This is a genomic window from Silvimonas iriomotensis (assembly GCF_014645535.1).
Classification (GTDB): domain Bacteria; phylum Pseudomonadota; class Gammaproteobacteria; order Burkholderiales; family Chitinibacteraceae; genus Silvimonas; species Silvimonas iriomotensis.
On record NZ_BMLX01000009.1, the window covers coordinates 65312 to 88621 of the forward strand.

The window sequence follows — 23310 nt, forward strand, 5'->3', positions numbered from 1 at the left end:
TGATTTGTGACTGACACAAAACATACATGAAATTATGTAGTCATTGTCTTCTGACAAACATACAACGGTTTCCCGACGGACGTGCCGCATTTGCACCGTTTTCTGTCATTTTTTCGAAAAAATGCCTCTGATCAGGGCAGAATTTCTGGCAATATGATTGCCATTTTGTGCGCTGCGTTATACCAACGCGCTCGCGCACCGTGCGCTGGCTACCCCGCCAGCCTAGTCGACGCCAGCTCCGTGAGATCCGGACTAGCCGCTCGACCCCTGTAGATGATTATCGAATTATCGGAACCAGGCTGACGCAATGTCGGCCTTTTTTGACCTGTGCGTCGCCCGCACGTTGATGTGGATCGGGTGCGCTTAGCCAGAAGGAAAGACCGTGATGGATCACGTGATGCCCCAGCAGCAGGGGTTGTACGATCCCGCACACGAACACGACGCCTGTGGCGTTGGTTTCGTCGCCCATATGAAGGGCCAGAAGTCTCATTCGATCGTCGAACAAGGGTTGTTGATCCTGAAAAATCTGGATCACCGCGGCGCCGTTGGCGCTGACCCGCTCCAGGGCGACGGCGCCGGTATTCTGATCCAGATTCCGGATGCGCTGTTCCGCGAAGAAATGGCCCGCCAGGGCGTGACCTTGCCCCCGTACGGTGAGTACGGTGTGGGTATGGTGTTCCTGCCGCAGGAAGCCGCCTCGCGCAATGCCTGTCAGGAAGAAATCGAGCGTGCCGTCCGTGTGGAAGGCCAGGTGGTGCTGGGCTGGCGTGATGTGCCGGTCGACCGCGAGATGCCGATGTCCCCGACCGTGCGCGCCAAAGAGCCGGTCATCCGCCAGATCTTCGTGGGTCGCGGTCCGGACGTGCTGGTTACCGATGCCCTGGAACGCAAGCTCTACATCATCCGCAAGTCGGCCAGCCACGCGATCCGCCGCCTGAAGCTGACTCACGGTCACGAATTCTATGTCCCATCGTTCTCGGCCCGTACCGTGAACTACAAGGGTCTGCTGCTGGCCGATCAGGTTGGCGAGTACTACCGCGATCTGGCCGATGCCCGTTGCGTTTCCGCACTCGCGCTGGTTCACCAGCGTTTCAGTACCAACACCTTCCCGACCTGGGATCTGGCACACCCGTTCCGCATGATTGCCCACAACGGTGAAATCAACACCGTGCGCGGCAACGTGAACTGGATTACCGCACGTGAAAAGGCGATCAGCTCGCCGGTGCTGGGCAAGAGCCTGGAAAAAGTATGGCCGCTGATTTACCCGGGTCAGTCTGACTCCGCGTCGTTTGATAACGCGCTGGAACTCTTGGTCATGGGCGGCTACACGCTGGCTCAGGCCGTGATGATGATGATCCCGGAAGCGTGGGAAAAGCACACGCTGATGGACGACAACCGTCGCGCCTTCTACGAATACCATGCCGCGATGATGGAGCCGTGGGACGGCCCCGCCGCCGTGGCGTTTACCGATGGCCGCCAGATTGGCGCCACGCTGGACCGTAACGGTCTGCGTCCGGCCCGTTATCTGGTCACCAACGATGATCTGGTTGTCATGGCGTCTGAATCCGGCGTGCTGCCGATCGAAGACAGCCGCATCAACAAGAAGTGGCGCCTGCAACCGGGCAAGATGTTCCTGATCGATCTGGAACAAGGCCGCATTATTGATGATGGCGAGATCAAGTCCTCGCTGGCCAATGCCCGTCCGTACAAAGAGTGGATTGGCAAGATCCGCATCAAGCTTGATGAAGTGCAAGACGCGACCGAACTGCCGGGCGCGCCCTGTTCGACCGTGCTCGATTGCCAGCAAGCGTTTGGCTACACCCAGGAAGACATCAAGTTCATTCTGGAACCGATGGCCAAGCTGGGCGAAGAAGGCACCGGCTCGATGGGTAACGATGCCGCGCTGACCGTGTTGTCCAACAAGGCCAAGCCGCTCTACGCCTACTTCAAGCAACTGTTTGCGCAGGTCACCAACCCGCCGATCGACCCGATCCGTGAAGATCTGGTGATGTCGCTGGTGTCGTTCATTGGTCCCAAGCCCAACCTGCTGGACCCGTCTGACATCAACCCGCCGATCCGTCTGGAAGTCTCGCAGCCGGTGCTGTCGGCTGGCGATATCGAGAAGATCCGCCACATCGGCAAGTACACTGGTGGCAAGTTCCGCTCGCACGAACTGGACATCTGTTATCCGGCCGCCTGGGGTCCGGCAGGCATTGAAGCCCGCCTGGCGTCGCTGGCTGCGGAAGCGGAAGATGCCGTCAAGAGCGGTGCCAACATCCTGATCGTGTCTGACCGCAAGATGGATCGCAACAATGTCGCGATCCCGGCCCTGCTGGCGACCTCCAGCATTCACCTGCACCTGGTGAACGAAGGCCTGCGTACCAGCACCGGTCTGGTGGTGGAAACCGGCTCTGCCCGCGAAACCCACCACTTTGCACTGCTGGGTGGTTTTGGCGCGGAAGCGGTTCACCCGTACCTGGCCATGGCCACGCTGGCCGATATGGCCGGTGGCGATGCTGAAACGGCAGCCAAGTACCAGAAGCATTACATCAAGGCGATCGGCAAGGGCCTGATGAAGGTGATGTCCAAGATGGGCATTTCCACCTACATGTCCTACACCGGCGCGCAGATCTTTGAAGCCGTTGGCCTGAAGAAGTCGCTGGTGAACAAGTACTTCACCGGCACGCCGTCCAACATCGAAGGTCTGGGTCTGTTTGAAGTGGCTGAAGAAGCCTTCAAGCTGCATCAGGCTGCGTTCTCGGCTGATCCGGTGCTGGCCAATGCGCTGGATGCCGGCGGTGATTACGCCTTCCGTATCCGCGGTGAAGAACACTTGTGGACGCCGGATTCGATCGCCAAGCTGCAACACGCCACGCGTACCGGCAAGACCGATACCTACAAGGAATACGCTGCGCTGATCAATGATCAGACCAAGCGTCACCTGACCTTGCGTGGTTTGTTTGAATTCAGCGCGATTGGCGATGCCGTACCGCTGGATGAAGTCGAACCCGCCAAGGAAATCGTCAAGCGTTTTGCTACCGGCGCGATGTCGCTCGGTTCGATCTCGACCGAAGCGCACACCACGCTGGCCATCGCCATGAACCGGATCGGCGGCAAGTCGAACACGGGTGAAGGCGGTGAAGATGCACGTCGTTTCATTCCGCTCAAGGCCGGCGAAAAGCTGTCTGAAGTGATCGGCAAGGGCCGGATCGAGCGCGACTACACCTTCCAGGAAGGTGACAGCCTGCGTTCGGCCATCAAGCAGGTGGCTTCGGGCCGCTTTGGTGTGACGACTGAATACCTGGTCAATGCCGACCAGATCCAGATCAAGATGGCACAAGGTGCCAAGCCGGGTGAAGGCGGCCAGTTGCCGGGCCACAAGGTGTCCGAGTACATCGGTTTCCTGCGTCACTCTGTACCGGGCGTGGGTCTGATCTCGCCGCCGCCGCACCACGACATCTACTCGATCGAAGATCTGGCACAGCTGATTCACGATCTGAAGAACGTGAACCGCAAGGCGTCGATCTCCGTCAAGCTGGTGTCCGAAGTCGGTATCGGCACGGTGGCTGCCGGTGTAGCCAAGGCCAAGGCTGACCACATTGTGGTGGCAGGTCATGATGGTGGTACCGGCGCGTCGCCGCTGTCGTCTATCAAGCATGCTGGCACCTCGTGGGAACTCGGTCTGGCTGAAACCCAGCAAACGCTGGTGCTGAACCAGTTGCGCGGCCGTGTGCGCGTGCAGGTGGATGGCCAGATGAAGACCGGCCGCGACGTCGTGATCGGCGCGCTCCTGGGGGCCGATGAATTCGGCTTTGCCACGGCCCCGCTGGTCGTGGAAGGCTGCATCATGATGCGCAAGTGTCACCTGAACACCTGCCCGGTGGGCGTGGCAACGCAAGATCCGGAACTGCGCAAGCGCTTCTCCGGCCAGCCGGAACATGTCGTGAACTACTTCTTCTTTGTTGCCGAAGAAGTACGCGAAATCATGGCAAAGCTGGGCGTACGCAAGTTTGACGAGCTGGTTGGCCGTGCCGACCTCCTGGACAAGCGCGCCGGTATCGAACACTGGAAGGCGCAAGGTCTGGACTTCAGCCGTGTATTCCATCAGCCGGATGTGCCCGCTAGCGTGGCGCGTCTGCATGTGGAAAACCAGGACCACGCTCTGGAAAAGGCACTGGACAACCAGTTGCTGGCACAAGCTGCCCCGGCGCTGGAAAAAGGCGAGAAGGTCAGCATTACCACCAGCATCAAGAACATCAACCGCACTGCGGGCTCGATGCTCTCTGGCGCTGTCGCAGCCCGTTACGGCCACAAGGGTCTGCCGGACGACACCATCCACGTCACCCTGAACGGCACGGCCGGTCAGAGCTTTGCGGCGTTCCTCGCCAAGGGCGTGACCTTTGATCTGGTGGGCGAAGGTAACGACTACGTGGGCAAGGGTTTGTCTGGCGGCCGCATCATCATCCGCCCGAACGCCAACTTTGCCGGTTACACCGCTGACAACATCATTTGCGGCAACACCGTGCTGTACGGCGCAACCGAAGGCGAGGCCTTCCTGGCTGGCGTCGGTGGCGAGCGTTTTGCCGTGCGTAACTCCGGCGCGACCGCCGTGGTGGAAGGCACGGGCGATCACGGTTGTGAATACATGACCGGCGGTACTGTCGTGGTACTGGGCAAGACGGGCCGCAACTTTGCGGCAGGGATGTCCGGTGGCGTGGCCTATGTGTATGACGTGGATGGCGATTTCGCTGATCACTGCAACATGGCACAAGTGGCACTGGAAGCCGTGGTTCCGGCTGCGGAGCAAGGCGATGAGCCCAAGCACCGTGGTCAGGCTGACGAAACGCTGCTCAAGCAGCTGGTGGAACAACACCTGGCTGCCACCGGCAGCGCCCGCGCCAAGGCGATTCTGGCTGACTGGCCGGCCGCCCGCGCCCGCTTTGTCAAAGTGTTCCCGAACGAATACCGCCGCGCGCTGAAAGACATGGCCGCCGCCGCCAGCGCCCCGCAAAAGGAGATCGCATAATGGGTAAGCCGACAGGTTTTCTCGAATTCGAGCGCGTATCCGAGAGCTACGCGCCGGTGGCAGAGCGCGTCAAGCACTACAAGGAATTCGTGCTGCGCCTGACCGATGACGCCGCCAAAACCCAGGGCGCGCGTTGCATGGATTGCGGCATTCCGTTCTGTAATAACGGCTGCCCGGTGAACAACATCATTCCGGACTGGAACGATCTGGTTTACCGCGGCAACTGGCAAGAAGCGCTGCAAGTGCTGCACTCGACCAACAATTTCCCGGAATTCACCGGCCGCATCTGTCCGGCCCCGTGTGAAGCCGCCTGTACCCTTGGCATCAATGCTGACCCGGTGGGCATCAAGTCCATCGAGCGTTACATCGTCGACAAGGGCTGGGAAAACAACTGGATTGCGCCGCAGATCGCCCCGGTGAAGACGGGCAAGACCGTCGCCATCGTCGGCTCCGGCCCGGCCGGTATGGCTGCAGCCCAGCAACTGGCGCGCGCCGGTCACAGCGTGACCGTGTTCGAAAAGAACGATCGCGTGGGTGGTCTGCTGCGTTATGGCATCCCCGACTTCAAGCTGGAAAAGAGCGTCATTGATCGTCGCATGACGCAAATGGAAGCCGAAGGCGTGGTGTTCCGCACCCGTACCCTCGTGGCTGTGGACGGCAAGCTGCCGGCCGGTATCGTGAACGATGCCACCACCGTGGTGACGCCGGAACAACTGAAGGCCGAGTTCGACGCCGTACTGCTGGCGGGCGGTTCTGAAGTACCGCGTGATCTGCCGGTACCGGGTCGTGAACTGTCTGGCGTGCATTACGCGCTGGAATTCCTGATCCCGCAGAACAAGACCGTCGCAGGTGACGCCCCGAACCCGATCAGCGCTGCCGGCAAGCATGTGGTGGTGATCGGCGGTGGTGATACCGGTTCTGACTGCGTGGGCACCTCCAACCGTCACGGCGCTGTGGCCGTCACGCAGCTGGAAGTGATGCCGATGCCGCCGGAGCAAGAGAACAAGTCCGTCACCTGGCCGTACTGGCCGGTGAAGCTGCGTACTTCGTCCAGCCATGACGAAGGCGTGGAACGTGACTTCTCGGTGATGACCAAAGAGTTTGTCGGCGAAAACGGCAAGCTCACCGCCATCAAGTGCGTGCGTCTGGAATGGCAAGCCGGCAAGCCGGTGGAAGTACCGGGCAGCGAGTTCGAGATCAAGGCTGATCTCGTATTCCTGGCCATGGGCTTTACCAACCCGATCGCCAGCATTCTGGAAGGCTTTGGTGTCGAGCGTGATGGTCGCGGCAACGCCAAGGCCACCACTGACGGCGCCGGTTGCTACGCCACCAACGTCGAGAAAGTCTTCGCCGCCGGTGACGTGCGTCGTGGCCAGTCGCTGGTGGTGTGGGCGATTCGCGAAGGCCGTCAGGCCGCGCGCGAAATCGACGCATCCTTGATGGGTACGACACTGCTGCCGCGTTAATCCGCGTCTTCGGTGTTACACAGAAAAACGGCATCTTGCGATGCCGTTTTTTTTATGGCCGGTGCTCAATGCAAAGCTAGTTGGTCGGGCTCAGCCACTGCGCAGTGGTCATGGTGATCTTGCCCGCGCCGGCCTTGCTGTTCGGCCCGCTCAGCAAGTCCTTCAACTGGCTGACCTCATGCATGTGGGCGGTATAGCTGGGCGTGCCGTTGTGCCACACAAAGGCGATTTCCGGCGCCTGGTTTGGCCCCAAAGTGGAGTTGGCGCCATGACTGTTGCCTTCCCACGTGGCCCAGACATTGCCTTGCGTATCCGTATAGCTTGATTGCTGCGATGCGGCCGGCATTTGCGCTGCCAGCAGCGTGTGCATCACATCAAACGCCCGGATCGCCCCGGTATACGCCGGGTTGGAAGGATCTGACTGGTTGTTGCGCAGCGGGGTCAGCACGCCGATATACGCGCTCTTGGCAATTTCCATGGAGCCGCCTTCGGTCGAGATGGAGCCATTGGAAATGATCTCGAAGTGGTATTTCTGTGTGCCACCGTTCCCATCCAGGTCTTTGGACAACTGCGCATTCTGGGTCACGATGTTGTCGCGCCAGACTTTCGTGAGCAGGTTGTCTGAACTGTCGGCCAGCAAGTTGTAGATATGCACGTCGCCGCTGCGCAGGCGCGGCATGCGGTCCTGCAGGTTCTTGAAATAATCGTGGTGCAGGGTCACGGTATACACGCTGGATTCTTTCAGATCCAGTGCTCCCACCAGCGAGTTCTTCTTTTGCGGTGTGGCCACGCGGATGATGTCCGCCTCGGTAAAGCCGGCTTTGCGCAGATAGTCGTACATCGGGTTGTTGGCGCGGTCGGCTTCAATGGCGTCGAACTCATGCTGCATGAATACCGGGTCTTCCGGCACAATCTCGCTCCACGACACCGTCACCCCGGTCGTCCCGCCGGTTGCACTGGATGCCCCTTTGATATCCGTGATGCCGTCATAGGCCTTGGTAAAGGTGCAATGGTCGATCCACACGCCGTTCACCACGCCGCCGCCATCGCCAGTGGTCACAAAGTCCCAGTCATTCTTGTCATAGTTGCCCTTGGTGAGTTCATCCCACTCCCACATTTCGGCAAATTTCAGATTGCGCAAAATGATGTTGCCGCCGTTCTTGATATTGAATTCGGCATGCCGGATGGTCGCGCCATTCTTTGAATAAATGGTCAGCCCGCTAAAGGACTGGATATTGATCAGCGAGGTCCCCGCCGCGCGCATGGTCGTGAGCGTGGTCGCCGGCAGGTTGGAGGCGTTGTTGGACGTCATGTTGCCGGTCTGGTTGGCCGCGCCGATTTCATTCCAGCCCAGGTTCAGGTCGGCGGTGATCTCGATGACCTTGCAGGGCGTCTTGGCGGTGGTCTTGATATTGTTGATCGCCGCCGTGAACTCGGTCGCGTTGCTGACCTTGCAATAATTGGCGCTGGTTTCGGCAAGCACCCCGCCGCCCGTGACGTTGGCGCTCTGGGCATAACCTTCCAGGTTGAACAGGGCAAGGCTGCTGGATGGCGCAGGGTTGGCCATGGCAACGGAACTTTGGGTGAACTCGCCCGAAATGGGCGTGGGTGTGGCGGTCGGCGTTGGTGCTGGTGTGGGCGTGGCCGACGGCGCTGGTGTTGGTGTTGCCGTCGGGGAAGGGGTGGGCGTTGGCGTAGCGCTAGTCTGCGCCGAGGGGGCGGGTTGGGTGGAGAGGTTGTTTGCCGCAAAGTTGCCATCACTACCACCGCCGCAAGCAGCCAGCGTCAGTGCGGCCACCAGCACTGACATGTGGATGGTGGTCCGGCGAAACTGCGATTGAGAGTCATGCATATCGATCCTCCTGTTTTTATTGGGTTTTCTTCATCCTGGAAATGGATATATCAGTGGATACAGGACGAAACATTGTGGAGGTGCGCTGCGCACGAATCCCAGCACAGAAAAGGTGCAGGGCGCAAAAAATCAAACGCGGGTGAAAAGAAGCCAGCCGATTCCGGCAAAAGTCAGGCTTTCACGTTTTTCCGGATAGCTGTGTGTTGCAGATTGAACACGGTAAGGTTGGCCACAAGAGAGGGATGGCCGGATGACAGAAACGGGCCATAAAGGCCCGTTTCCATGATGACGCGGTACTACTGCTTCAGAGCTTCAGAAGGTGATCTGCGTATCGCCACCGCTGCGGCTGGCCACCTGGATGCTGCGGCTTTGCGTGCGATCTTCCAGCGTGGCGTTGATCTTGTACTTGCCCGCCGGTAGTTTGGCGTACAGATAGGGGCCGGTGGTGGTGGTATCGAGCACCACATCACCCTTGGCGTTGGCGATCTGGACCTTCACGCCCGACTGGAACTCGCCGCCCTTGCCGGTGAACAGCAGATGCAGGTTGTAGTCACTGCGGGTGGATTTGAGTTGCGCCATTTCTTCATCGCCCACACCGCCGGTGATGAAGCTTCCGCCGTTTTCGGTTTGCTGCGGCTGCAGGGCTTGTGCCATGTCTTCTGCCAGGACTTGCCCGGTGTAAATGGCCAGCGGCAGGGCGCACAGCGCCAACAGGGACTGAATGCGTGTCATGGTGTTTTCTCCTTGTCGCAAAGGGCCAATGACCCTGAGCGTTGGACGGGAGCAAAACGCCGCAGTTGCATCAAGTTTGCCGCAACATGATGTGGGATATCACTCACAGAACATGAAAAAACCGGCCCTGAGGCCGGTTTTCTGGATCGCGATATGCGTGTTTTGCTGATCAGCGCGTGAGCGTGCCCGTGGGCGAGATCATGGTCAGTTCAACAAAGTTCGAACCCAGCCGGCGCTTGTCGGTGAAATCCACCGTGAAGCCACCCAGATCGAATTTGCGCATATTGGACAGCGCGGTATACACACTGGCCCGTGTCGGGTTCTTGCCCGCGCGCTTGATGGCTTCAGTCACCAGACGCGCAGAAATATACCCTTCCAGCAAAGCGTAGCTTGGGTAGTCGCCGGTTTTCAGGAACGGCTCGGCGTCTTTCTGGAAATCACGGATCAGCTTGAGCTGGGCATTGGTCGGCGCCGGAAACACCTGCGACAGGCCAATACCGTGGGCGGTACCCACGCCAACTGCCTTGGTCACCTCGTCATACTGGATGGGAGACAAACCATACAGCTGCGACGTGCCCCCCAGCGCCTTGTACTGCCGGGTGAACGTTGCTGCCGGCTTGGAGATCGCCACCATCACGATCGCTTCCGGGTTGATTTTGGCCAGGGCTTGCGCCGCGCCGTTGGTGTCGCCCGTGGTCTTGTCGTACCAGGCTTCACCTGCCAGCGTGAGCTTGCGTTTGGCCAGTTCGTTCTTGAGCGCGATATAACCGGCTTCGCCAAAACCGTCTTTCTGGGCCACCACCGCAATACGTGTTACGCCAAGGTGATCGTTCAGCAAGGAAACAATGCGTTCGATCTCGTCGGTGTAACTGGCGCGGGTCTGGAAGAAATACGGGCTGCCCGGCGTGCGGATGCTGTCCGCACCGGAATACGCGCCAACCAGCGCAATCCCCGCGGTATCGAGCAGTTTGGATTTGATCAGCTCTTGCATCGGCGTGGTGCCGTAATAGCCAATCAGGGCGACTGCGTTTTCTTTTTCAATCAGGTCGTGCGTGTTGGCTAGCGTGCGGGTAGCGTCGTAGCCATCGTCGCGGGTGATCAGGTTGATCGGTTCGCCGTTGATGCCGCCTTGGGCATTAACGCGACCAAAATAGATGGAAGCCCCCAGGGCCAGTGCCTTGCCGGTGTCGCCGGCCAGCCCTGAAGTGGGAACAGACTCACCGATATTGATGTCGGCCTGTGAGGTAGCCGAGGCCATCAATGCCAGCGTAAGCAGGACATTGCGCAGAATCATGGATCTCCCCAACTCTCTAATTTTTGTGTGGACTTCATGTCAAACCAGCCGCCGGATTTTTACCTCGTCATCCTGATTTAACATTGGGTGATGTTATAGTGGCGACTCGCGTCTGGAAAGGAAATGACATGCGGCGTGGCGTTTATGCCGGTAGCTTCGATCCAGTGACCAACGGTCACCTCTGGATGATTGAACATGGCGTCCGTCTGTTTGACGAGATGGTGGTCGCTATTGGCGAGAATCCTGACAAACGGTACACCTTCAGCGTGGACGAACGACTGGCCATGTTGCGTGAGGCTACGCAGCATTTGCCCAATCTGCGCGTGGAGTGTTTCGAGAACCGTTTTCTTGTCGATTACGCACGTGACCTGAATGCGGACTACATCATCCGCGGCATTCGCGAGGCCGCCGATTATGAGTTTGAGCGCAAAATGCGCTATGTGAACGCAGACCTGGCGCCGCATATCGACACCATCTTCCTGATGCCCCCGCGTGAGATCGCAGAGGTCAGTTCCACCATGGTCAAAGGCCTTGTCGGGCCGGCCGGGTGGGAGGATGTGGTGGGGCAATATGTCCCTGAGCCGGTGTTCAAGCGCTTACTGGCCATGTCAGGCCGGCAGCGCGGCTAGGGCTGTTGTCTGGCTGCAACAACCGACCGGCGGTTACGGAGAAAACCCTCCTGGCTGCCGGTTAATTTTTTGTGTCAAAGACCATGTCGACCGATGGGCGGCATGACAAATGGATAGTGTTTTAGATGCCTGATATCGCCAGTTACAGCAACCGGCTCGCCAAGAATTTCAAGCGCCTCTCCAAGTGGGCGCGGCGCGAAGACCTGACTTGCTACCGCCTTTATGACCGCGATGTACCGGAGTTCCCGGTCATTGTGGACTGGTACGACGGGCACGTGCAGCTGCAGGAATACGACACGGGCTGGGTACAGACCGAAGGCGCGCACGAAGAATGGTTGTCGGACATCTGGTACGCCACCGCCGATGCGCTGGGCATTGATGAAGACCTTGTCGCCATCAAGACCCGGGCCCGCCAGCGCGGCACCACGCAATACGAAAAGAACGAAGGCGAGGGCGAGCAGTTTGTCGTGACAGAACGCGGCCTCAAGTTCCTGGTAAACCTGGATGCCTATCTGGATACCGGCCTGTTTCTGGATCACCGCAACACCCGCCAGCGCGTGCGCGAGGAAGCGGCCGGCAAGCGCGTGCTCAATCTCTTCTGCTATACCGGCTCGTTCAGCGTGTACGCGGCAGCCGGCGGCGCCAAAAGCACCACCTCGGTCGATCTGTCCAACACGTATCTGGACTGGACCGCGCGCAATATGGCGCTCAACGGTTTTGAAGGCCCGCAACACCGCCGCGTCCGCGCGGACGTATTGCAGTATCTGGAAGAAACGCTGGATGGGGGCTGGAAGTACGACCTGATCATCCTGGACCCGCCGTCGTTCTCCAACTCCAAGAAAATGCAGGGTGTGCTTGATGTGCAGCGTGACCACCGCTGGATGGTGGAAAGCTGTCTGGACATGCTGCATCCGGGTGGCGTGCTATATTTTTCCAACAACCTGCGCACCTTCAAGATGGACGAGGCGCTGGTTCCGTTGTGCCAGGACATCAGCGATCAATCCGTGCCGGAAGACTTCCGCAACAAGCGTATTCACAAGTGTTTCCGCTTTCAGAAGTAGCTGAAAAACGGGCTGACAGGGTCAGCGGTGTGGCTGATCGGCCATAAGGCATTGACCCTGACGCTGGCTCGGCTTACAGTCGCGCCATTGTGCTGTGTTGATGTGTTGCCGTGAAAAAAGCGTTATTTATCTGCCTGTTAGCTGCCTCTGGTCTGGCATTGGCCGGTGCCCAGAAAGAAGAGGCCTTGTCTACCTCCGTGCAAAGCGCCATGGCGCGGTCGGTGGGCGATGGCATTCAACCCCGGCTGGTCTTTGACAACAGGGCCGAGGGAGAGGCTTGGCTCAATGAAATGTCGGCGCGCCTTGTCAAAAAGGTGCCGGACGAGTTCATGCGCCGCAAGCTGCTGACTGCGGTCCAGTACGAAGCCACCCGTGCCGGGCTGGACCCGCAAATGGTGCTGGGCCTGATCAACGTGGAAAGCGGTTTTAACCGCTACGCGCTCTCCAGTGTCGGCGCCCGTGGCCTGATGCAGGTCATGCCGTTCTGGGTGCGCCAGATTGGCAGCGCCGACCAGAACCTGTTCGACATGAACACCAACCTGCGCTACGGCTGCACCATCTTGCGTTACTACCTGGATGTCGAGAACGGCGATCTGTTCCGCGCGCTGGGCCGTTATAACGGCAGCCTGGGGCGTCCGGAATACCCGAACATGGTGTACGGCTCCTGGAAGAGTCTGTTTGCCTGGAAAGACATTGGCGGCAATATCGCCAGCAAATAACACGCGCTGAGCGCGCAACAAAAAACCCGGCCAGTGCCGGGTTTTTTGTTGCTATGCAAATGGCGCAGATCAGTGCGGCAACTCGTCTGGCTTGAGCAGACGCAGATAGCCGCCAGACAGATCAACCAGGCCGTCATCCACCCAGACATTCAGTTGCTTGTTGACCGATTCACGGCTGGAGCCCACCAGATTGGCGATCTCTTGCTGGGTGAGTTTCAGGTCAATCAGCACGCCGCGATCAGTCTGGTCGCCGTGCTGTTCGCCCAGTTGGCGCAGCATTTTGCCCAGGCGTTGCGGCAGGTTCAGGAACAAGGTGTCTTGCAGCAGATCATCGGCCGAGCGCAGGCGCTGGCACAGGGCGGCGATCAACTGGCGCATCACCTTGGGATGAGACTCCAGATATTCCATGACCGACTCGCGGCGCAGGACCAGCAGCTCGCACGGTTCCAGCGACTCAACGCCGGCCGAACGCAGGCCGCCATCGAGCATGGCCAGTTCACCGAATACCTCGCCGGCTTCCAGCAGGCTCAGTGTGGCTTCACGACCATCATCCGTGCTGCGGACCACTTTCAGGCGGCCGTGCAGCACAGCGTACATCTCGTCCCCGGCGGTGCCCTGGGAGATTACGGCTTGCTTGGCGCGCACGGTGCGCAATTCCGCATGCTGCGCCAGGCCTTCCAGCTCGTCGGGCGTCAGCTCGCAAAACAGGCTGCTGCCGGACAGGAGTTTTGCTTTATCCATATGAATTCAGGCGGGTTTTGTTGGAACGCGCTCATTGTGCACCAACACTGCGTCGCTGTCGCTCATCTTGCGTGTACTGCCAATGTCATTATTGACGCTGCGGTTCCGGGGTTGAGGATCAGTCGGCCAACGTGACGATGACCGGTGTGTGGTCCGACGGGCGCTCCACGCGACGCGGTTCTTTATCGATCACGCACGCGGTGACCAGCGGTTTGAGCGCTTGCGACACCAGCAAATGATCAATGCGCAAACCCGCATTACGCTTGAAGCCATACATGCGGTAATCCCACCAGCTGAAGGATTTTTCCGGCTGGTCAAACAGGCGGAACGAATCTGTCAGCCCCAGGGCCAGCAACTGGCGAAAGGCCGAGCGCTCCGGGCCGGACACCAGCACCTGGCCTTCCCATTTGGCCGGGTCGTGCACGTCGCGGTCTTCCGGCGCAATGTTGTAATCGCCGGCCAGAATCAGTTTGGGGTGATTGGCGAGTTCGCCTTGCAGCCAATCGGTAAATGCCTTCAGCCAGGACAGCTTGTAGACGTATTTGTCCGAATCCAGACTCTGGCCATTAGGGATATACGCGCAGACAAAGCGCACGTCATTGATGGTGGCGGCGATCACGCGCTTTTGCTCATCGGCAAAGCCGGGGATATTGATGCTGACCGCGGTCATCGGCGCACGCGCAATGATCGCTACGCCGTTGTAGGTTTTCTGGCCGGCAAAGGCCACATGAAAACCAGCGGCTTCAATCTCGGCTTGCGGAAACGCCGTGTCTTCCAGTTTGGTTTCCTGAATGCCCAGCGCGGTAACGCCAGGGTTGGCTGCCAGCCATTCCAGCACCTGGGGCAGGCGGATTTTCAGGCTGTTCACATTCCAGGTGACAAATTGCATGGTGTCGGTCCAAAAACAAAGCGCCGCAAAAAGCGGCGCATTGGTTGAAATCAGGGCAGGTGCGCACTGTGGCGCAACCCTGTTAGCGCGGGGCTGGCGCTACATGATAACCGGCCTTGTCCAGAACGGCTTGCCAGAGTGAGAGATCCCAACCCTTGTAGACATCGCCACCCACGGCCAGTACCGGCAACGGGCTGTTGGTATCCCCGGTCAATTTGTAAAAGCCAAGGACTTCTTGCTGTGAGCCGGTAATGGAGTGCAACTCGTACGGCACTTTGTTGCTGTCGAGCAGTTCCCGCGCGGCGGTGCAGGGCGGGCAATTGTCGATTACGTACAGGCGTATGCCTGATTTGGCGGCGGCAACTGCACTGGCGCTGCGGCCGTCGGTGACGTTGGCCTTGATGGCGCGCAGGGTGGCCTGCGGGAAGATCGGTCGATCGCTGTAATGCAGATTGCCGTTATCGTCACGCCACTGGTAAACCGACGCCGCCTGAGCAGACAAACCCACAGCCAGCAGGCCGGCCAGCGCCAAAGCAAAAAGACTGTTTTTCATGCTAAGTATTATGCCTTGTGCGCGTGGCATCAGTCAGGGGTAAAACTGCGCATTCAGCGGGGCTGGACGGCCAATACAGCCTTGTTTTTGTTGACGTTTATTGTCAGTAACCAGTCGTTGCGGGATTGCGTGCAAAACGGCAAGGCCGAGCGAGTTTGCCATTGACCCTGGGCGTCGGGTGTGAAATGAAAAAGATTGGGGCTCATCTCCATGCCGGCCATTTTCCAGCTGGCGGTGGCCGATGTCAGCGGCGCTCCGGCCAGCTTTAACACGAATGGTCGCGACGGGGTGACCGGCCCGTCGCTCTGCAAGTGGTAGTCATGGCCCGCCAGACTGAAGCTGCATCCTTGAGCCAGATCAGCGCAGGGGATCGGCGCTGGCGCGTTGGCGCTAGCGGTTTGTCCCCATGGCAACCAGCCTTGGCTCCAGCCGAAGTAAAAGCCGGTGGCCAGCACCGCGAATGCACCGCTGGCCAGGCCGCGCCAGTTCACTGCCAGGCTCCGGACAACAAGGCCACGCCGTGGGCGCCTTGCGCCTGGGCGGCGGCCCCGTCTGCGGCGGCCAGGCCGCCAATCGCATAGAGCGGGAACGGCCAGCCGGCACGCGCCAAGGCATCGAAGCCCGCCCAGCCCATGGGCGCGGCGCCAGGGTGGCTGGCGGTGTCCTTGATATGTCCGGCCACGGCGTAGTCGACACCAATGTGCTGCGCTTGAGTCAGCTCTGCGACGTTGTGGACGGATGCGCCGACCCAGTCCAGCCCGCGCGGACGGCCTGACAGTGCAGCCGCTGCGCGCGCGGACAGGTGTACGCCATCTGCGCCCAGTTCACGCGCCAGCTCGACGTGATCATGCAGAAACACGCGGGCACCATGCGGACGGGCGCGGGCGATCACGGTCTGCGCCAGCGTTGCAAAGTCGGCGGCATCCAGTTGGGGTTCACGCAGGATCAGCCATTGCAGGCCGCTGGCCAGTTTCGCGTCAAGCCGCGCCAGCCAGTTTTCCTGCCCCAGCAGGGCAACAGCAGAGAGCGCCAGGACATCCGGCAATTGCAGGCCGCGCATGATCGGGCCATTGGCCGGCAGGATGGGGGAGACGGTCAACGCACGGTTGGTCTGCCAGGCAAACTGCTGGCCCTCCCGCGACTGGATCTCGCCTTGCCAGCCGGTGACGCGAAAGAAATGCAGTCGCACCGTGGCATGCGGATAGGTGAACGTCTGCGTCAGCCAGGGGCAGGCGGCGGTGACGGTGATGCCCATTTCTTCGTGCAGTTCACGCGCCAGCGCCTCCAGCGCGGTTTCGCCGGCTTCCAGCTTGCCGCCGGGGAACTCCCAGAATCCGGCAAACGGTTTGCCTGCCGGGCGGCTGCCCAGCAAAAACTGCCCGTCCGGCTTCACAAGAATGCCAACTGCCACGTCCACAATACGTACCGGGTCGGTCATGGGGAAACTCCGTTGGCAAGGTCGGGATAGGCAACCTGAAATAAAACAACTAAGATCATCTTTGCTTTAGTCACTAGTAAGTAATGGACCAACCGTTCACAACCGGCGCTCATCGTGTCACAGCAAATCACCGAAATCCAGCCTGTTACCGTCGCTCAAAGCTGGCGATTGATCAACACGCTTGCCCGCTCTCCGGGCACTGTCTGCAGCATTGTGGCAGCGGCGCCGGAACGCGTGGTGGGCGAGCATGCCTGGGGTTTGTCGGTGCAGGTGCTGATTGTGCAGGAAGATGGCTGGTACTTGCTGCGTGATGCCGCGCCCACATTGCTGCAAGAACTGGTGGAAGGGCTGCGGCTGAGCGGCCGGCCGGCGTTTTTTGTCACCGGCAAGGTGCGCCCGTTGACGTCTGAATCCATCGAGGAAGCTGCACGGCATCTGATCCATGTGCCGCCCCGGCTGATGTCCGAGGCAACCTTGCAGCAGTTCTACAAACTGTTCACGCCTTCCATGGGTGAGACGGTGCGCTTTGTCGAGCCGCTGCTGCAGCCAGCAGAATAAGCGCTGCGCACAGACCATGCCGACAGCCTTGCCGGCATGGTGTTCATCCAGACAGCCTTAGTGGCTGCCCGCCCAGTCCCGCGCAAACTGCCAGGCAATCCGCCCGCTGCGGGCGCCACGGCCCAGCGCCCAGTTCAGCGCTTCGCGTTCCACTTGATCGTTCCATTCAGTCTGGCCAAATTGCGCCAGCCAGTGCTGCACGGCGGTCAGATATTCTTCCTGGCTGAAACCGTAGAACGACAACCACAAACCAAAGCGCTCAGAGAGGGCGATTTTTTCTTCAATCGCCTCGGCAAAGTGGATTTCATCCCCCACGTGCCGGGTCTGTTCGTTTTCGCTGAAGTATTCGGGCACCAGATGGCGGCGGTTGGAGGTGGCGTAGATCAGCACATTGGCGCTGGGTGCGGCAATCGAGCCATCCAGCGCGGTCTTGAGCGCCTGATAGCCATAGTCGCCTTCTTCAAACGACAGATCGTCGCAGAACACCAGGTAGTTTTCCTGGCGGTCGGCAATCAGCGCCACGATATCGGGCAGATCGGTCAGATGGGCCTTGTCGACTTCGATCAGGCGCAGGCCGGTGTCGCGGAATTCATTCCAGGCGGCTTTGACCAGCGACGATTTGCCGCAACCGCGTGAGCCCGTCAGCAGCACATTGTTGGCCAGTTTGCCGCTGACAAACTGGCGGGTGTTTTCCACGAGCCGCTGTTTTTGCAGATCAATATTCTGCAGATCAGTCAGGCTGACCTTGTGCACGTGTTTCACGGCCTGCAGGTAGCGGTGGCCATTTTGCACTCGCCAGCGGTAAGCCACGGCAGACCAGTCGGTGGTCGGCGGGGCCGGCGGCAGGGCGGATTCAAGGCGGTTGATCAGCGTTTCAAGCTGATGCGTGAGTTTGATGAAATGCGGGTCCAGTGGGTGGGACATGGGTGTGCTCTTGACAAAGGACGATGGAAAATCGGCTGTGCACAAGCGTACACGCTCGCGCACGGCGGTTCGACCCCAACCATTGTTTCAAATGGAACCAGTTGCGCAAGGGCTTGTTCTTGCGACAGAAGTTGTGCGCGCCGGCCGTGGCGGGTGAGCCTTGCCGGCGCAAGTCAGGCGGTGGATACACGCCGTAGAAGTGGGTGCCCGTGTGGGGCGATCCGGGGGCTTGCGGAACGGGTACTTTACACCGGTCCATCTCCTCCGCTACATTTGAGCGTCATAAATTTTTGCGGAAATTGTCGTGAACGCCGTTTTTGCTCTCCACGCCGGCTTTGCCCGTCAGCATCATGCTGAGGCAGACGCACGTGTGGGCGTGGCGTTTGCAGCCGTTTCCAATAAATCCAAAAAACAGATGCGCCGCTGACGGGCCGTCTGTCCCGTCGGGCGCGTACCGACGGGACTGCCAGCATCAACTTGCCTTGAACCCACGTTTGCAGACCTGAGGTACCCCCTCCCGGGACCGCTTTGCAAACCGTGTTCGAAACCAGAGAGGCAATGATGACTGTATCTACCGCAATCGCTCCTACTTCCACATCTACCGCGACTGAACCCCAAACCGCCCGGGCCGATCTGCGCCGCGCATTTACCGGGGTCTGGGTGCCGCTGGTGACGCCGTTTCGCGATGGCGCACTGGATGTCGCCGCCCTGGAAAAGCTGGTGCTCATGCTGCTGCGCCAGGGGGTAGACGGCTTTGTGGTGTGCGGCACCACCGGTGAAGCCGCCACGCAGAGCGAGTCAGAACAACTCACCCAGTTGCGGCTGGTGCGCGCCCTGGCCGGCAATGTGCCGGTCATCATGGGGGTGAGCGGGGCCGATACCTACAGCATGAGCCGCTGGATCGAGCGCATTGAAGCGCATGGTGCCAGTGGCCTTTTGATCAGCCCGCCGCAGTATGTACGGCCGTCGCAAGAGGGCATCCGCCTGCATTACGAGGCGCTGGCCGCGGCGACCAGCCTGCCCATCGTGCTATACAACATCCCGTATCGCACCGGCGTGAACATGGAACTGCCCACGATCAAGGCGCTGGCGGCCAACCCGCAGTTTGTGGCGATCAAGGAAAGCGGCGGCGGCAATCTGGCGCAGTTGTCCGGTTTGATTGAACAAACCCCGCTGCGCGTGTTGAGCGGTGAAGACCATCTGTTGTTTGTCAGTGCGTGCATGGGCGGGCACGGCGGGATTACCGCCGCCGCCCATATCCGGCCCGATCTGCACCGGCGCATGCTGGCGCATGTGGCGGCGGGCAATCTGCCGGCGGCCCGCCAGCTGGCCAGTGCGTTGTCTCCGCTGATCAGCCTGTTGTTCAGCGAGCCCAACCCCGGCCCGCTCAAGGCAGCGCTGGAGATCATGGGCGTTATGCGCAATGAGCTGCGGCTGCCCATGACGCCAGTCTCCCCGGCCCTGTACCGGCAGCTGGAAGACACGCTGCCGGCAATCCTGGGGTTGTGAGCAACGCCTCAAAGCAGTGAGGGCGCGGGGATATCTTCCAGCACGCCGGTCTCTTGCACGTATTGCTGCCAGGCGCTCAGCAAGCCATTGAGGATGTCGGCGCGGGCATCGGCCTGATCATGGATCTCGCCCGGGTCTTGCGACAGATCGTACAACTGCCAGCGCGACGGGCCGGCCGGTTCCGGAATGAACACGGCTTTCCAGTCGCCCTGGCGGATGGCTTTGCGCCCGAACAGCTCCCAGCCGGTGACATGATCATGCGGATGCGCGTTCGCACTTTGCCCTTGCAGATAAGGCAGCAAGGAGCGACCGCGCACCGGTAGCACTTCGCGTTCTTTGAAGCGGGGCGCCGGGTGCGTCACACCGGCCAGCTCCAGCAGCGTCGGGGCGATATCCATCACCGTGGCAAAGTCATGGCTGATGGCCTGCTGGCGGGCCAGCTTGCCGTAATGCAGCAGCGCCGGCACGCGAATGCCGCCCTCGGTGGTGAACGCTTTATACAAGCGCGCTGGCGCAGTACCGGCCTGAGCCCAGCGCGGGCCGTACCAGATATAAGAATTGCCGCGGCCCAGGTTGGCCAGACTGTTGTCGTAATGCGTATCGATGACTTGCTGCAGATTGGGCCCGAAGGCCGGCAGCGCCTCCAGCAGCGCGCCTTCCGCACCGTTGTCAGACAGGAAAATGATGACGGTGTTATCAAACTGGCCGCTGGCCTTGAGTTGTTCGATCACCCGGCCAATGTTCCAGTCCATGCGCTCGACCATGGCGGCGTAAACGGCCATGGTCCGGGCAGAGAACGCTTTTTGTTCATCGGTCAGGGCAGACCACTCGGCGTTGGTGGCAATCACCGGATGCGCTTCGACATCGGCATCGATCAAGCCCAGTTCCTTGAGCCGCGCCAGACGTTCCAGCCGCAGAGCATCGGGCCCGGCGTGATAACGGTGGGCATATCTGGCGATCAGTTCATCCGGCGCTTGCAGTGGCCAGTGTGGGGCAGAGAAGGGCAGGTAGGCGAAGAACGGCTTGCCGGCCGGAGCCTCGGCCAGATAACCCAGCAACCGGTCAGTAAAGTAGTCGCTGGAGTAATAATCATCCGGCAGGGTTTTGACGTATTCACCGTCTTCGGCATACAGGCCGCGCGTGCCTTTCAACAGGCGCGGGATCTGGTCGGCCGAGATCTCTGCCTCAAAGCCATAGTGATTGGCCGCACCGGGCAGCAACGCAAACGAGCGATCAAACCCGCGTGCATGCGGGCTGCGTTCGGGCGTCAGGCCCAGATGCCACTTGCCGGCCATGACCGTGTGGTAGCCCGCGTCCTGCAATATTTCCGGCAGCGCGGCCACCTGGTCGTTCAGATAGCCTTCGTACCCAGGCTTGCCGGCGTGGGCCGGCGTGAGGACTTCGGCAAACGTGCCCAGCCCGGCCAGGTGGTGGTCAGTGCCAGAGAGCAGCATCGCCCGGGTTGGTGAGCACGCAGAGGCGGTGTGAAAGTCGGTAAAACGCAGGCCGGCATAGGCGAGTTCATCCAGATGCGGGGTGGCGATTTCGCTACCGAACGCGCCGATATCGGAAAAGCCGAGGTCGTCAGCAAGGATGACCAGGAAATTGGGTTGCGCAGTCATGATTTATCCGTGGCAGAGGGTCACTTGAAGGCCGTTGCCCCTTGCAGCCAGGGCGCAGCGCTGCAAGCAGGATAAATATAACTAATGGAAATTTAAATTGTTTTTAATATGATATTTATGAATATAAAAACAACCAGGCGGATCGTCGCAATCCATGCATATAACCAGATGCACAAAACAAAAAAGCCCGGACAATGCCGGGCTTTTTTGTGGGGTCAAACAACGCTCAGCTACGGTAGTCGGCGTTGATCTTCACATAGTCGTAGCTGAAGTCGCAGGTCCAGATGGTGGCTTTTTCTGCGCCGCGGCCCAGCTTCACGGTAATGGTGATCTCGGCTTCTTTCATCACACGCTGGCCTTGCTCTTCGGTGTAGCTGGCGGCGCGGCCGCCGTCTTTGGCCACCAGCACATCGCCCAGCCAGACTTCCAGCTTGTCGACGTCCAGATCCGGCACGGCCGAGTAACCAATTGCGCACAGAATGCGGCCCAGGTTGGGGTCGCTGGCAAAGAAGGCAGTCTTGATCAGCGGCGAGCGGCCAATGGCGTAACCCACGGCTTTGCATTCTTCGCGGCTGCTACCGCCTTCGACATCAATGGTCATGAACTTGGTTGCGCCTTCACCATCACGGATGATGGCTTTGGCCAGCGTCTGCGCCACATCCAGCACCGCGTCGCGCAGGGTGGCGAAGTCGGCGCTGGCTTCATCGGTGATCTCGGCCGCGCCAGACTGGCCGGTCGCGATCAGGATGTAGCTATCGTTGGTTGAGGTATCGCCATCCACCGTAATGCTGTTGAACGAGCGATCTGCCGTGAACGACACCAGCTTTTGCAGCAACGCTTGCGATACCGCCGCATCGGTCGCGACATAGCCCAGCATGGTGGCCATGTTCGGGTGGATCATGCCGGCACCCTTGCTGATGCCGGTAATGGTGACGGTCTTGCCGCCAATCTGTACCTGACGGCTGGCGGCCTTGGGGGCGACGTCGGTCGTCATGATGGCTTGTGCGGCCTGGGCCCAGTTGGCCGGGGCCAGGTCTGCCTGGGCGGCGGGCAGGGCGCCGATGATTTTCTCGTGCGGGAGCGGCTCCAGAATCACGCCGGTGGAGAACGGCAGCACTTGTTCCGGGGCGATGTTCATCTGGCCGGCCAGCGCCACGCAGATGGCTTTGGCGCGTTCCATGCCATTCACGCCGGTACCGGCGTTGGCGTTACCGGTGTTCACCACCAGGGCGCGGATATCTCCGCGCGCGGCCAGATGCTCGCGGCACAGGCGTACCGGGGCGGCACAGAACTTGTTCAGCGTGAACACGCCGGCGGCGCGGCTGCCCTCAGCCAGTCGCATGACCAATACGTCCTTGCGGCCCGGTGTTTTGACACCGGCAGAAGCAATACCCAGTTCTACCCCGGCGACGGGGTGCAGGCTGGACGGATCGAGTGCTGGCAGATTGACCGGCATGGCGCGTGTCCTTTTCAAGTAATGAGGTGCGAATCAAACCCGCAAGCATACCGGATTCGCGTGACAACCGGCATAACGATGCCCACGCAAAAATGCCCGGCAGGCCGGGCATCAGGTCAACAGCGGGTGGTGAGCCGGCTTAGTGCTGGGCGGCAAGGCCTGGCGTGGCGGCGTGCATGATCGAGGCCATGGTGCGCTCAAGGTCAATGATCTCGACACGGGCATTGCCGGTGGTGTCGTCATCAACCGGCCAGGACTGCGGCAGCCAGTGGGAGCAGGCGTCGGCGGTAATCACCACACGGTCGGCACGCATGATGCCGTTCAGGGTGTATACGCAGCCTTTTTCGACCGCGAGGATGGTGCGGCCAGGGAAGTAATCAATGCGTTGGGACAACCAGCATTTGAGGGTACGCAGCGCGGCGCCCAGGTCGATCTGTTCAGCTTCGCTGCACGGCGGAAAACCTGGCAGCGGGCTGTTGGCCAGACGGGCAACGCCGCTAAGGCAATCGCGCAGGACACGCGCTTCCAGTTCATCACGTTGCAACAGCGATACGCCGGCGGCTTCTTCGTGGCCACCCGGAACCCGCTGCCAGCGCTCACGCGCAGGACGATCCAGCGGCAGCAACTGCGGCGGCAAGCCCTTTTGCAGGATAAGACCGGCTTCTGCCGGCGCGCGATCACCGGAGCCGCTTTCCAGCAGCGCCACGCTCAGGCCTCGCTGGTGAGCAACCCATGCGCGGGAAAGCCCCGCAAGGCCACTGCCAACGATCACGATATCCCAGGCTTGTTCACGCATATCCCATCCTTGAGGGACTTCTACATCATTGTTGCAATTGAGATT

General features: G+C 60.2%; 19 protein-coding genes. 7 read left to right on the top strand and 12 right to left on the bottom strand.

Going from position 1 to position 23310, the window contains the following annotated elements; translation table 11 throughout:
- The first annotated feature begins 385 nt into the window (after window positions 1-385).
- Window positions 386-5026, top strand: a complete 4641-nt coding sequence (gene gltB, locus IEX57_RS20345; protein ID WP_188707012.1) for a glutamate synthase large subunit — start codon at window positions 386-388, stop codon at window positions 5024-5026.
- Entirely contained in the window at window positions 5026-6492 is a 1467-nt protein-coding gene (locus IEX57_RS20350) for a glutamate synthase subunit beta (RefSeq protein WP_188707013.1), read from the top strand. Before gltB ends, IEX57_RS20350 begins: the two co-directional genes overlap by 1 nt.
- 76 nt (window positions 6493-6568) lie before the next feature.
- On the opposite strand, the gene IEX57_RS20355 is transcribed toward IEX57_RS20350, so the two are convergent.
- The 3 genes from IEX57_RS20355 to IEX57_RS20365 form a co-directional block, all read right to left on the bottom strand.
- A complete protein-coding gene (locus IEX57_RS20355; protein ID WP_188707015.1) occupies window positions 6569-8344 on the bottom strand; it encodes a pectate lyase family protein in 1776 nt (591 codons plus the stop codon).
- 312 nt (window positions 8345-8656) lie between these two features.
- Window positions 8657-9076, bottom strand: a complete 420-nt coding sequence (locus tag IEX57_RS20360; protein WP_188707017.1) for a hypothetical protein — start codon at window positions 9074-9076, stop codon at window positions 8657-8659.
- Window positions 9077-9245: 169 nt separating this feature from the next.
- On the bottom strand, window positions 9246-10370 hold the full coding sequence (locus IEX57_RS20365; RefSeq protein WP_188707018.1) for an ABC transporter substrate-binding protein: 1125 nt from the start codon (window positions 10368-10370) through the stop codon (window positions 9246-9248).
- 128 nt (window positions 10371-10498) lie between these two features.
- Between IEX57_RS20365 and coaD the strand changes: the two genes are divergently transcribed.
- From coaD to IEX57_RS20380, 3 genes are all read left to right on the top strand, one after another.
- A complete protein-coding gene (gene coaD / locus IEX57_RS20370; protein ID WP_188707020.1) occupies window positions 10499-10999 on the top strand; it encodes a pantetheine-phosphate adenylyltransferase in 501 nt (166 codons plus the stop codon).
- 125 nt (window positions 11000-11124) lie between these two features.
- A complete protein-coding gene (locus tag IEX57_RS20375; protein WP_188707022.1) occupies window positions 11125-12060 on the top strand; it encodes a class I SAM-dependent methyltransferase in 936 nt (311 codons plus the stop codon).
- Window positions 12061-12170: 110 nt separating this feature from the next.
- Window positions 12171-12779: a lytic transglycosylase domain-containing protein gene (locus IEX57_RS20380; RefSeq protein WP_229709154.1), complete on the top strand. Its 609-nt coding sequence runs from the start codon at window positions 12171-12173 to the stop codon at window positions 12777-12779.
- A 69-nt stretch (window positions 12780-12848) separates the two neighbouring features.
- Here the strand turns inward: IEX57_RS20380 and IEX57_RS20385 are convergent, their stop codons facing one another.
- The 5 genes from IEX57_RS20385 to IEX57_RS20405 form a co-directional block, all read right to left on the bottom strand.
- Window positions 12849-13520: a Crp/Fnr family transcriptional regulator gene (locus IEX57_RS20385; RefSeq protein WP_188698028.1), complete on the bottom strand. Its 672-nt coding sequence runs from the start codon at window positions 13518-13520 to the stop codon at window positions 12849-12851.
- Between the two features lie 118 nt (window positions 13521-13638).
- Entirely contained in the window at window positions 13639-14409 is a 771-nt protein-coding gene (gene xth, locus IEX57_RS20390) for an exodeoxyribonuclease III (protein WP_188707024.1), read from the bottom strand.
- Window positions 14410-14491: 82 nt separating this feature from the next.
- The gene (locus tag IEX57_RS20395) at window positions 14492-14962 is read right to left on the bottom strand and encodes a glutaredoxin family protein (protein WP_188707026.1); all 471 of its coding nucleotides are present in this window, start codon (window positions 14960-14962) and stop codon (window positions 14492-14494) included.
- A 53-nt stretch (window positions 14963-15015) separates the two neighbouring features.
- The gene (locus tag IEX57_RS20400; protein WP_188707028.1) at window positions 15016-15453 is read right to left on the bottom strand and encodes a hypothetical protein; all 438 of its coding nucleotides are present in this window, start codon (window positions 15451-15453) and stop codon (window positions 15016-15018) included.
- Window positions 15450-16400 (bottom strand): Nudix family hydrolase, encoded by a 951-nt coding sequence (locus IEX57_RS20405; protein ID WP_188707030.1) that lies wholly within the window; start codon window positions 16398-16400, stop codon window positions 15450-15452. The genes IEX57_RS20400 and IEX57_RS20405 overlap by 4 nt, the downstream gene beginning before the upstream one ends.
- A gap of 114 nt (window positions 16401-16514) precedes the next feature.
- Between IEX57_RS20405 and IEX57_RS20410 the strand changes: the two genes are divergently transcribed.
- Window positions 16515-16958, top strand: coding sequence for a hypothetical protein (locus tag IEX57_RS20410; RefSeq protein ID WP_188707032.1), 444 nt, complete (start codon window positions 16515-16517; stop codon window positions 16956-16958).
- A 57-nt stretch (window positions 16959-17015) separates the two neighbouring features.
- Here IEX57_RS20410 and IEX57_RS20415 read toward each other — a convergent pair whose 3' ends face one another.
- Entirely contained in the window at window positions 17016-17882 is an 867-nt protein-coding gene (locus tag IEX57_RS20415; protein WP_188707034.1) for an ATP-binding protein, read from the bottom strand.
- A 558-nt stretch (window positions 17883-18440) separates the two neighbouring features.
- Between IEX57_RS20415 and dapA the strand changes: the two genes are divergently transcribed.
- On the top strand, window positions 18441-19391 hold the full coding sequence (dapA, locus tag IEX57_RS20420) for a 4-hydroxy-tetrahydrodipicolinate synthase (protein ID WP_229709155.1): 951 nt from the start codon (window positions 18441-18443) through the stop codon (window positions 19389-19391).
- 8 nt (window positions 19392-19399) lie between these two features.
- On the opposite strand, the gene IEX57_RS20425 is transcribed toward dapA, so the two are convergent.
- The 3 genes from IEX57_RS20425 to IEX57_RS20435 form a co-directional block, all read right to left on the bottom strand.
- Window positions 19400-21013: an arylsulfatase gene (locus tag IEX57_RS20425; RefSeq protein WP_188707035.1), complete on the bottom strand. Its 1614-nt coding sequence runs from the start codon at window positions 21011-21013 to the stop codon at window positions 19400-19402.
- A gap of 226 nt (window positions 21014-21239) precedes the next feature.
- Window positions 21240-22469, bottom strand: a complete 1230-nt coding sequence (gene argJ / locus IEX57_RS20430) for a bifunctional glutamate N-acetyltransferase/amino-acid acetyltransferase ArgJ (protein WP_188707038.1) — start codon at window positions 22467-22469, stop codon at window positions 21240-21242.
- Window positions 22470-22608: 139 nt separating this feature from the next.
- A complete protein-coding gene (locus tag IEX57_RS20435) occupies window positions 22609-23265 on the bottom strand; it encodes an FAD-dependent oxidoreductase (RefSeq protein WP_188707041.1) in 657 nt (218 codons plus the stop codon).
- Between the last annotated feature and the right edge of the window lie 45 nt (window positions 23266-23310).

Coding starts and splice junctions, on each gene's coding strand:
- gltB (WP_188707012.1), top strand. CDS start 386: ATGGATCACGTGATGCCCCAGCAGCAGGGGTTGTACGATCCCGCACAC.
- IEX57_RS20350 (WP_188707013.1), top strand. CDS start 5,026: ATGGGTAAGCCGACAGGTTTTCTCGAATTCGAGCGCGTATCCGAGAGC.
- IEX57_RS20355 (WP_188707015.1), bottom strand. CDS start 8,344: ATGCATGACTCTCAATCGCAGTTTCGCCGGACCACCATCCACATGTCA.
- IEX57_RS20360 (WP_188707017.1), bottom strand. CDS start 9,076: ATGACACGCATTCAGTCCCTGTTGGCGCTGTGCGCCCTGCCGCTGGCC.
- IEX57_RS20365 (WP_188707018.1), bottom strand. CDS start 10,370: ATGATTCTGCGCAATGTCCTGCTTACGCTGGCATTGATGGCCTCGGCT.
- coaD (WP_188707020.1), top strand. CDS start 10,499: ATGCGGCGTGGCGTTTATGCCGGTAGCTTCGATCCAGTGACCAACGGT.
- IEX57_RS20375 (WP_188707022.1), top strand. CDS start 11,125: ATGCCTGATATCGCCAGTTACAGCAACCGGCTCGCCAAGAATTTCAAG.
- IEX57_RS20385 (WP_188698028.1), bottom strand. CDS start 13,520: ATGGATAAAGCAAAACTCCTGTCCGGCAGCAGCCTGTTTTGCGAGCTG.
- xth (WP_188707024.1), bottom strand. CDS start 14,409: ATGCAATTTGTCACCTGGAATGTGAACAGCCTGAAAATCCGCCTGCCC.
- IEX57_RS20395 (WP_188707026.1), bottom strand. CDS start 14,962: ATGAAAAACAGTCTTTTTGCTTTGGCGCTGGCCGGCCTGCTGGCTGTG.
- IEX57_RS20405 (WP_188707030.1), bottom strand. CDS start 16,400: ATGACCGACCCGGTACGTATTGTGGACGTGGCAGTTGGCATTCTTGTG.
- IEX57_RS20415 (WP_188707034.1), bottom strand. CDS start 17,882: ATGTCCCACCCACTGGACCCGCATTTCATCAAACTCACGCATCAGCTT.
- dapA (WP_229709155.1), top strand. CDS start 18,441: ATGATGACTGTATCTACCGCAATCGCTCCTACTTCCACATCTACCGCG.
- IEX57_RS20425 (WP_188707035.1), bottom strand. CDS start 21,013: ATGACTGCGCAACCCAATTTCCTGGTCATCCTTGCTGACGACCTCGGC.
- argJ (WP_188707038.1), bottom strand. CDS start 22,469: ATGCCGGTCAATCTGCCAGCACTCGATCCGTCCAGCCTGCACCCCGTC.
- IEX57_RS20435 (WP_188707041.1), bottom strand. CDS start 23,265: ATGCGTGAACAAGCCTGGGATATCGTGATCGTTGGCAGTGGCCTTGCG.